The following is a 10,261-nucleotide window of genomic DNA, read 5'->3' on the forward strand; positions in this document are numbered from 1 at the left end:
ACTGACCGAAATTATCCTGCTTCCAGCACTTTTTGAGAAATTACCTGTTGCTTGAGGAAGTGGTTCAGACTCTGCTCCAGGTATTGACGTAAAAAAACTTGCATATCATCGCCGTAAAAACGAATCAGTTGTTTCAGCAACGTATCTGTAAGCAATGATTGCTCGTTACTACTCTCCTGTTCACTGATGATCTGCAGGAGAATGCTCTTGGTGATGTCATCGCCAGTTTTAGAATCAACTACTGCAAAGTCAATATGCTCCAGAGTTAATAATTTTACATAGTCAAGATTAACGTACTGACTCTGAGATGTGTCGTACAATCGTCGGTTGGGATACTTTTTGATTGTGATCAAAGCCAGCTCCTACATGGTGAAGGTTGAAGAAAACATTAAGGGAGCAGGTAACTTCAAAGTAGCGGTTCCCTCAATATCCCGTTGGAGGATAAATTCACAGCATAAAAAACCACGATTATGATGGATCGTGGCATTAATGAGAATACTGATTGGTCAATAATTACAGGCGATATCAATCTTGATATTGTTTTAGGCTCTTATTGGATTACAGACTGTTCCCAGATTGAACCTGGCTGAAGCACTTATCATTAAAGGCTCTCAGAGCTTTGCTCGGCAATTTGCCCTCAAGCCTTACATTGCGTGGTCCACATCCAATTTTCACTGCAGAGCAGTTCGGAAATCAAATAGAGCCTTGTTTTAAATTCGCACTTTTACATAGCTACCAGGAGCGGGTTCCAGCGCTGGAAAATCTGGATGTATCCCAACTTTCTGAGCATCGACTTTGTCACCTGAAAGGCCTGCCAGCCAACGATACCAGTCGCACCACCAGGAGCCCTCCACCTTGGTGGCCTCGTTCAGCCAAGCGTGGGGATCTTCCGGTAAACTTTCATTGCCGACACTGCTGTCGCAGGCCCAGTAAGGGTATTTACCCGATTCAGCGGGGTTGATAATGCCAGCAATATGGCCGGAGCCAGCTAAGATAAAGCGCTTCATGGCTGCCTGTCGGCTGATTCCGTCGCCAAGACGGCGAGCACTTTGGTAGGCGCTTTCCCAAAGAACAATGTGATCAGCTTTAGGGGCTACAAAGTAAGTGGGTAGATTTATCGTAGACAGATTGATGGGTACCTCATTGAGGATCACGCTACCGGCCTCAACAAAGCAGTTGTTGAGATAGGCGTTGCGAATGTAGAAGTTAAAGGTATTGGCGGGCAGGTTGGTTGCATCGCTGTTCCAGTATAAGATGTCAAATGCGGAGGGTGTTTCCCCTTTGAGATAGTTGTTAATATAAAATGGCCAGTAGAGGTTATTTTCTCGCAAAAGACTAAAGCTCATACCCAGAATACGACCATCCAGCACACCATGAGTGCCAGTCTCTTTTTCTAAATGGGATAATATTTGTTCGGAGATAAAATTACCTATTTCTCCTGGCTCATCGTAGTCGAGAAGGGTCGTGAAAAATGTCATGCTGTTGATACGTTCGTCGCCAATATTTTGCAGGTATGATTGCGTAGTGGCCAGCAGCATACCACCAACGCAATAACCAGCGGTGTTGATCTTATTCTCTCCCGTGATAGCTTCCACTGCATCAAGAGCTGCCACCGGACCTTGAAGCATGTAATCGTCAAACTGCTTATCAGCCATTTGCGCCGATGGATTGACCCAGGAAATCATAAAGACGGTGAAACCCTGTTTAACGAGCCAGTGCACCATCGATTTTTTATGATCGAGGTCAAGAATGTAGTACTTGTTGATAAACGGTGGCACAAACAACAGTGGTCGCTGTAAGCATTTTTTGGTATCCGGAGTGTATTGAATTAACTGCATCAGGTCGTTTTGGTAGATCACTTCACCTGGTGTGGCGGCAAGATTTGTACCGAGTTCAAAAGCCTCAAGATCCGTTTGCAAAATATTCAAAGCATCGGCTGGGCTTTGTTTGAGGTCACGAACTAGATTTTCCATGCCTTTTAGTAAGTTGGAGCCCTTGCTTTTAAGGATTTCGCGGCAAACTTCCGGGTTACTGTATGCGAAGTTCGCAGGTGAAAGAGCACTGACAAACTGACGGGTGAAGAACTTCGTTTGTTGCTTGAATTGGGGATCTTTAAATTCAAACTGCTCGACGAGATCTTCCAGCATTTTTGCGTTTAACAGATAGGCTTGTTTTAAGAAGTAAAACACAGGCTCTGTGTTCCAGTCACTATCCTGAAAACGAGGGTCGCGCTCGCCCTCGTCAGTAAATTGAGACAGGGTCTGTTTTTTAAAAAAAGCCTGGCCAACTTGTTGCCAAAGCTGCCGCTGATTTTCCATAAAATCCATCTGAAGCTTAATCAGTTGAGCTGCGTCCATTTGTACGGGTTGCTCTCGCCACTGTTTAATCAGATTTTCGAGGATAGCCTTGGGGGTTAACCGGTCGTGCCGGTTTCGCATGGCATGGGAGAGACTATTATCCAGAAGGTTTAAGAACCCTTCAGCTACTTCTTTCACTAGGGGGCTGCTGAATAGCTGCTCGAAGTGATCACTCTGGTTTACCAACCTTACCTCCTCCCAATTAATGCCCCCCAAAGTATTGAGGTACTTAGGTGTCAGCGAATCAATAAGTATCGACTGTCGATTAGTACATGTGTTGGCCGCCGTTAACAGAGAGTGTAGAACCGGTGATAAAACCAGCGTCATCGCTGACTAAGAAGGCCGCTGCTCGGGCAATATCTTTAGGTGTACCCAGTCGACCAACGGGAATACTATCGGTGATTTTTTCCAAGATGGCTTCAGGTAACGCGCGAACCATATCGGTGTCAACATAACCCGGGGTGATGGCGTTGACGGTGATGCCTTTGGCCGCACTTTCAAGCGCCAGTGCTTTGGTGAAGCCCTGTATACCGGATTTTGCAGCGGCGTAATTGACTTGGCCGTATTGGCCTGACTGCCCATTGACTGAACCAATATTGACAATACGACCAAAATTCCTGGAACGCATATTTTCGATCACGGCCTTACAGGTATTGAAGCAAGAGGCAAGGTTGGTTTGAATGACGGCGTCCCACTGTTCGACGTCCATTCGGTGCATGGTTTTATCGCGTGTAATGCCTGCGTTGTTGATAAGGATATCAGTAGGGCCGAAGTCTACTCCCCCTGTGTCAGCATAGTTGTCGCCTCTCCTGAAATTAGAAATCTCAACAGGGGGCGGTCTATGAGTAATCAATGGCCCGCTATTCAGAAGAGTTCAAAGAGTCCATCATTCAGAAGATGATGCCACCCAATAATGTGCCAGTTTCGCAGTTGGTACGTGAGACTGGTATCTCTGATGTGACCCTGTACACTTGGCGAAAGAAAGCAGTATCTAAAGGAGTGCCTGTGCCGGGCGACGGAAAGAATCCAGATCAATGGACAACTGAAAACAAGTTAGCCGTAATCATTGAAACGGCTGCGTTAAATGAAGCAGAAATGGCTGAATACTGTCGTAAAAAAGGTCTGTTTGCTGAACAAATTCAGCAGTGGAAGGCTGCCTTTATTAACAGTGTTTCTGTCCAGCCTGAAAGTCAGTCAAAACAGCGTAAGGCGCTGTCTGACGAACACAAAAAAGATAAGAAAACCATCAAAAAGCTTGAGCGTGAACTCAATCGCAAGGACAAGGCGTTAGCAGAAACTGCTGCCTTGCTGGTACTCACAAAAAAGGCCCAAGAGATCTGGGGGGCGCCAGAGGACGATTAGTCTCTCTCCCGGATCGACAAAATGCTGTTAGCCTGATTAAACAGGCAGTTAAAGATGGGGCTCGTCAGTCAAAAGCCTGCAAAGCCCTTGGTCTTACAGAAAGAACTGTACAACGCTGGATGCAGGGTGATGACGTGCGCGCAGATAATCGCAAAAATGCTGACAGGCCAGAACCGGTTAACAAGTTTTCTGAAGCTGAGCGACAGGCGATTGTTGACGTCTGTAACAGCGAGCGGTTCAAAAGCCTTCCGCCCAGCCAGATTGTGCCCACATTGTTAGATGAAGGTCTCTATATGGGGTCTGAAAGGACATTTTACCGGGTGTTGGAGGAAACAGGGCAACAGCATCATCGGGGCAGTGCTGCCAAGCCAAACAGGTATAAGCCAACGTCCTGGTGTGCTACCGGACCCAACCAGGTCTGGTCCTGGGATATTACCTATCTGCGCTCTCCGATACGGGGGCAGTTTTATTACCTGTACCTGGTGATAGACATCTTTAGTCGTATGATTGTTACATGGGAAATTCATGAAACCGAATCAGCTGAGCATGCATCAGAAATGATCACTAAAGCCTGTATCAAACAGGGAATTGCAGCCTTGGAGTGGCCACTGGTTCTGCACTCAGATAATGGTAGTCCCATGAAGGGTGGCACTATGCTGTCAACACTGCAGCGTCTTGGGGTCGTGAGCTCATTCAGTCGTCCCCGGGTCAGTGATGATAACCCCTTTTCCGAGGCCATATTCAGAACCCTGAAATACCGCCCTGGTTATCCGCGCACGCCATTTGCTGATCTTGAAGCAGCACGTAGCTGGGTGCATGGTTTTGCCCAATGGTACAACGAAGAGCACAAGCACAGTGGGCTGAAATTTCTGACACCCGGGCAAAGGCATCGTGGTGAAACCAAGGTGCTTATGGCTAACCGCAGAAAGGTTTATGAACAAGCCAAAGAACGTCACCCAGAGCGCTGGGGAAAGAGGTCAACAAGGAACTGGGATCTGGCTGATGAAGTCTGGTTGAATCCCGACAGACCTGCTGATGATCAACTAAGCAAAGCCGCTTAAGTTGAGGCGACAACTATGTTGACAAACACCGTACTTCGATCTGCGAGATACCCTTTTGGGTGGCTGCAAAGTTACTTACATCAAACTTAATAACAGGGATACCGGTACGATCCATAAATGCTTGTGCTGCTTGATCATTGCTTACGTAATTTGCAATAACGGTGTAACCTAGGTCTTTGAGGTGAGTACTGATTGTTTCACCAATTCCTCGCGTACCACCCGTCACTACTGCTACTTTAGTCACACTAACCCCCTTGTTACTACGAACAAGTATTAAAAAAACAATCTTTCTTACATTTTGAATTGCTGCGAATGAATACTTCTCAGATGCTGTGTTTTGATAGCGATAGGAGTTTGTCGGACTTACCCGACCGTAGTGAGCGCAAACCCAGCTAGAGTCAGTTTTTATATTGACTTAATGTCAGCTACTCCTCTAATAAATTCAACGAAAAACAGTATAGAATAGCCTAATTTGGCTGTTTCGAAATAGCGTCAGCGATAAGTACGAAGTACGAGAGGCTCCTTGATCCAGATCGAAACAAAGCCTGTAGATGCAAGATATCTTAGCAACTCAAGTTACGCACCTTGCTGAAAATCAGCCATTATTGGTGGCATGAAAAATGATCTCATAGAACTTTATTCTGACTACCTGTTGTCGTCGTCTGGGAAGACCACTGCAACGGGAGTGTCAGAGCTTTTGGATAATGTCTACAGTCATGACCAATTCACCCGATTGCTTTCAAACAATGAGTTTACCAGTCGTGACTTATGGCTTTACGTTAAACCCGTCGTGCGACAGGTTGAGTGCAGTGATGGGGTTTTGATCTTTGACGATACGATTCAGGAAAAGCAGTTCAGCAAAGAGAATGCCCTGAACACCTGGCATTTTGATCATACAAAAAATCGCACCGTGAAAGGTATAAATCTGCTCAATGCACACTACCATGCCGGAGATGCGTCGATTCCTGTCGCCTATAAATTGATCGAGAAAACCATCCTGTACACCGACTTGAAGACAAAAAAGGTAAGACGATATGCAGAGCAAACCAAAAATGAAATGATGCGGGAGATGCTGATGATTTGCTGCCATAACCAGCTTATGTTCCGCTATGTCCTTGCAGATAGCTGGTTTTGCTCAAACGACAATATGATGTTTATTCGACACGACTGTAATAAACATTTCCTGATGGCGATGAAGTCAAACCGCAAGGTATCCCTCAGTCTGGACGACAAATTACAAGGCCGTTCACAGCGTATAGATACTGTTGATTTTTCAGAAGATAAGCCTGTACAAGGGTGGATAGCAGGTGTCGATTTCCCTGTTCTGCTATACCGTCAGGTCTTTAAAAACAAAGACGGAAGCACAGGCATTCTCTATCTGGTTTGCAGCGATCTTGACTGTGATGCCGAGACTCTCAAGGCAATCTACGAGAAACGGTGGAAAGTCGAGGTCTTCCATAAAACGCTGAAATCGAATGCGTCAATGGCCAAGTCACCGGCGCATACTGTGAGAACACAGAGTAATCATATCTTTCTTTCAATTTACTCAGCCTTCAGGTTGGAAGTATTGTCATTGAAAGTAAATCTGAATCACTTTCAGCTCAGAGCCAAAATCTATATGGCAGGGCTGAAAGCTTCGTTGGGGCAGCTGAGAGAGCTGTTAGCTGCGTAACTTCAGTGGCTCTTTTCGGGTTACAGACTGCTCTGCAATGAAAATTGGCCAAAGGCCTTGATATACAATGCCTTCAGGAAACTGCTGGCTAAATATTGCCAAGCCCTGCCACAGGAGGATTCCAGCCTGATTTATGAAATCAGCAGTCTGCAATACGAAAAGAGCCACTTCAGTTAGCAAGAGCTTTCATAACTTCTAAATCTAAAACGCCACGATCAATGAACTCATAAAAACTATAGTATAGACGTCCTTTATCATCTAATCTGAAAGTGATATCTCTGCGTTAAAGTCTTTACAGATTCCTTTCAATAGGGGGGCAAAATCATGTCTCTCTGATAGAGGTTACTGGTTAGCACCTAACATAGTTGAACTGCTTTATTACTTGACCACTACATAATGCTAATAGTTATGCCTTCTATTCGCACTTGTCATGGCAATAACAAGATCTAATCGCAAAATTGGAGGATTCTGACAGATTTTTGATAATCAATCTGTCGTTTGTCTGAGGATTGGCTGTATTACATAGGTTATCAGCAGTATCGATGCGCCTACCTCACGTTAATTTATGAAATTTCCAAGTTAGATAAGTGTATTTTTTATTTGGAAGACTATATGAATTTTTCTGATAAACAAAAACAAACTAAAAACCGAAATAGCTATTCGTGGTTTTGGAAGGCATTAGCTCCATACTGGAAAGTGTATAGAGATGTTCTTGTAGCCAGTTTATTGGTCAATCTATTTGCTTTAGTCACGCCTCTATTTGTGATGAATGTGTATGACCGGGTTGTCCCCAATCAAGCAGTTGAAACATTATGGATGTTGGTGACTGGAGTGGTAATAGCCTTTTTTTTTGAAGCAATGATTCGGTTTATTCGAACAAGATATATAGATCTTGCTGGTCGGCAGATTGATATATCACTGTCATCACGTCTGGTTTCACGATTGCTTGGTTTAAGTCTTGCTGATCGACCAGAAAGTGCGGGTAATTTGATGAATCAATTAGCAGAGTTTGACAGCGTTCGATCGTTTATCACATCTACCACAATTATGGTTTTTATTGATCTGCCCTTTGTGATTCTTTTTCTTGCTTTAGTATACTGGTTGGGTGGGGCGATTGTTCTTATTCCAGTGATTTGTATCGGTATCGCTTTGATGCTTGCCTGGGTTTTGAATCGTAAGCTTCAATTATTGATAACAAAACAACAGTCTGCTTCAGCCCAGAGGCAGAATTTTCTATTGGAGCTGTTGCTTGGACTGGTATCAATAAAAACCAGTAACGCAGAACCCCAGAATCAGATGGAATGGAATGCGTTGAATCGCAGTGTTGCTGATAGTAGCCTTAAAATTCGTCAACTGCAGACATTGACCAGTCAAACTACGATGTTGATGTTGCAACTTAATACTGTCGCACTGGTCGCCTGCGGTGTTTACCTTATCGGTTCTGGATCGTTATCCATGGGTGGGCTGATTGCCATTATGATGATTGCAGGTCGGTGTGCCTCTCCGGTCTCTCAGGTTATTGGGTTGCTTAATCAGTACGAAAAAGCGGTGCAAGCTCTTAATCATACAGAGCAAATCATAAACCTTCCCCAGGAAAAGCCGTTGACATCCACATTATTAAAGCCGGGGGGATTCGCAGGACATTTTACGGTTCAGAGTCTGTCCTTCGCATACAAAGAGGAGTGTGATTTATTGCAGGATATTAACCTGGATATTCCATCAGGTTGTAAAATGGCCATACTTGGCCGTATGGGGTCTGGTAAAAGCACGTTATTGCAGATACTTCTTGGGCTCTGGAGGCCAAAATCCGGCAGTGTAAGAGTGGATAATATTGATTTACGTCAGCTTGATCCTGGTTGGTTTCGGTGTCATGTGGGGTATGTTGCTCAGAGAACAGAACTGTTTAACGGCACACTTCGGAGCAATATCACTATGCATCATCCGGAAGTTCAGGATGAGGATATTTTGGCAGTACTTAAAAAAACAGGATTGGAGAGCTTTGTAAAGTTTGGCAGTGCAGGGCTGGACTTTCATGTTGGAGAAGGTGGGCGGTACCTTTCTGGGGGGCAGGCGCAAGCAGTAGGTGTGGCTCGTGCATTGATAAATCGACCAAAAGTTTTAATGCTGGATGAACCTACGAATGCAATGGATTCACAGGCTGAAGCTCAATTCTGTGAACTGTTAAAGAATATGAGTGGCGTTTCAATCATTATGATAACCCATAAGAAAAGTTTATTGGACACGATGGATCGCATCGTTGTACTCGATAAAGGAAGGATCCATGTCGCAGGAGATGCAGCTAAAGGCAATGTTAAAAGAAAAGTTTCGAATAATGAAGAGGCTGTGGTCTGACATGGACGAGAAAAAGGTCAGCATAAGGCGTATTTCAGAAAGTAGCTCTGTTGATAATAGTGAAGATGTTTGTACTAAGGCATCCATTGAAGACGACATAAACATTATAACGAAGGGAAGTCGGCCTTTATTGATTCTTACCAGTATTTTTTTAATAACATTTCTTGTTTGGGCTAACTGGTGCTCCCTTGATGAAGTTGCTCGGGGGGATGGGAGAGTAACTCCATCAAGCCAAGTTCAAAATATACAGAATCTTGAAGGTGGGATTGTTGAGGATATATTGGTTGCTGAGGGCGATGTTGTTGATAAAGATCAAGTATTAATAGTTATGGATGACACACGTTTTTCGTCATTAAAAAAAGGGCAAGTTGTAAACAAGCATACGTTGGAGGCTAAGAAAGCTCGCCTGATAGCAGAGGTCGAAGGTGGGGAACCACTGTTCTCAGAAGACCTGATAAATGAAGTTCCAGATCTTGTTATAAAAGAAACAGAGCTTTTTCTGAACCGCCAAAAAGAGTTTGAAAGCAGTCAAGGGATTGTTCAGCATCAAATAGCCCAGATGGAAAAACAACTTTCTGAGTTGAAAGCCAGCCGACAGATGTTGGGGCGACGGTATAGTTTTTTGTTTGAAGAATTAAAACTGGCCAGGGAGTTAGCCAGGGAAGGTGCTGTTTCTAAAGTTGAAGTGCTCAGGCTTGAGCGGCAAGTGAGTGATTCTCAAGGAGAGATGAAAGTTTATGAAAAAAAACTTGAGCAAGTTGAAGCGCAGCAGCAAGAGGCTCTTCAAAGGTTGAAAGAAGTCCAGTTAAGTTTTGTAAATAAATCAAGACTGGAGCTGAATGAAACCATCGGTGTGTTGCACGAACTGTCGGCAAAGGAAGCACTGGTGAGTGATCAAGTTGACAGAACGCTTGTCCGAGCGCCGATGCGGGGAGTTGTCAACCAAATATTTGTTAATACGGAGGGCGGGGTTGTTCAGCCAGGGATGACCATCATAGAACTGACGCCGATTGATGATTCACTGGAAGTTGAAGTGAAGATACATCCTAGAGATATAGCCTTCCTTCATCCTGGTCAACAAGCTACCGTCAGATTTACCGCGTACGATTTCACTATTTACGGTGGCATAGAGGGTACATTGACAAGCATCAGTGCAGATACCATTGAAGACGAAAAAGGAGATAGCTTTTATCTTGCTAGAGTTGTAACGAAAGCTAATAATCTGGGAAATGAAAACGACAATGCTCGCCCTATAATTCCGGGTATGGTGGCAATGGTTGATATATTGACAGGAAAAAAAACATTGCTTGATTACCTTTTAAAACCGGTGCTTAGAGCTAAACAACTGGCTTTTAGTGAAAGGTAGTTGTGAATTGTTGATATAGTGTTTATGCATTTTCTATGCCAGAAATAAATTGAGATTTATGGTTTGATTATTAACAGTTTATATTCGGGAG

General features: G+C 44.2%; 8 protein-coding genes. 4 read left to right on the forward strand and 4 right to left on the reverse strand.

The annotated features are described in order from the left end of the window. Positions 1-11 precede the first annotated feature (11 nt). The 3 genes from phaR to MJO57_RS07835 form a co-directional block, all read right to left on the reverse strand. Positions 12-353: a polyhydroxyalkanoate synthesis repressor PhaR gene (phaR, locus tag MJO57_RS07825; RefSeq protein WP_252024275.1), complete on the reverse strand. Its 342-nt coding sequence runs from the start codon at positions 351-353 to the stop codon at positions 12-14. Between the two features lie 357 nt (positions 354-710). Next, positions 711-2,495, reverse strand: coding sequence for a class I poly(R)-hydroxyalkanoic acid synthase (gene phaC, locus MJO57_RS07830; protein ID WP_252020647.1), 1,785 nt, complete (start codon positions 2,493-2,495; stop codon positions 711-713). A gap of 127 nt (positions 2,496-2,622) precedes the next feature. Further along, positions 2,623-3,210, reverse strand: a complete 588-nt coding sequence (locus MJO57_RS07835) for an SDR family oxidoreductase (RefSeq protein ID WP_252024278.1) — start codon at positions 3,208-3,210, stop codon at positions 2,623-2,625. Here MJO57_RS07835 and MJO57_RS07840 point away from each other — a divergent pair. Further along, positions 3,210-4,780, forward strand: a protein-coding gene (locus tag MJO57_RS07840; protein ID WP_252017319.1) for an IS3 family transposase whose coding sequence is annotated in 2 segments (ribosomal slippage) — positions 3,210-3,684 and positions 3,684-4,780 — 1,572 coding nt in all. Because the reading frame shifts where the segments join, the coding sequence is not laid out codon by codon here. The genes MJO57_RS07835 and MJO57_RS07840 overlap by 1 nt on opposite strands. Before the next feature lie 13 nt (positions 4,781-4,793). Here MJO57_RS07840 and MJO57_RS07845 read toward each other — a convergent pair. Continuing rightward, positions 4,794-5,024 carry an SDR family NAD(P)-dependent oxidoreductase gene (locus MJO57_RS07845; protein WP_252024281.1) on the reverse strand — a complete coding sequence of 77 codons (231 nt, stop codon included), beginning with the start codon at positions 5,022-5,024 and terminating at the stop codon, positions 4,794-4,796. 369 nt (positions 5,025-5,393) lie between these two features. Between MJO57_RS07845 and MJO57_RS07850 the strand changes: the two genes are divergently transcribed. The 3 genes from MJO57_RS07850 (at position 5,394) to MJO57_RS07860 (ending at position 10,170) form a co-directional block, all read left to right on the forward strand. After that, positions 5,394-6,452 carry a transposase gene (locus MJO57_RS07850; RefSeq protein ID WP_252017920.1) on the forward strand — a complete coding sequence of 353 codons (1,059 nt, stop codon included), beginning with the start codon at positions 5,394-5,396 and terminating at the stop codon, positions 6,450-6,452. Between the two features lie 600 nt (positions 6,453-7,052). Then, the gene (locus MJO57_RS07855) at positions 7,053-8,804 is read left to right on the forward strand and encodes an ATP-binding cassette domain-containing protein (RefSeq protein WP_252024284.1); all 1,752 of its coding nucleotides are present in this window, start codon (positions 7,053-7,055) and stop codon (positions 8,802-8,804) included. Between the two features lies 1 nt (position 8,805). Continuing rightward, a complete protein-coding gene (locus MJO57_RS07860; protein ID WP_252024286.1) occupies positions 8,806-10,170 on the forward strand; it encodes an HlyD family type I secretion periplasmic adaptor subunit in 1,365 nt (454 codons plus the stop codon). The last annotated feature ends 91 nt before the right edge of the window (positions 10,171-10,261 follow it).

The sequence above is a fragment of the Endozoicomonas sp. SCSIO W0465 genome (assembly GCF_023716865.1).
Classification (GTDB): domain Bacteria; phylum Pseudomonadota; class Gammaproteobacteria; order Pseudomonadales; family Endozoicomonadaceae; genus Endozoicomonas.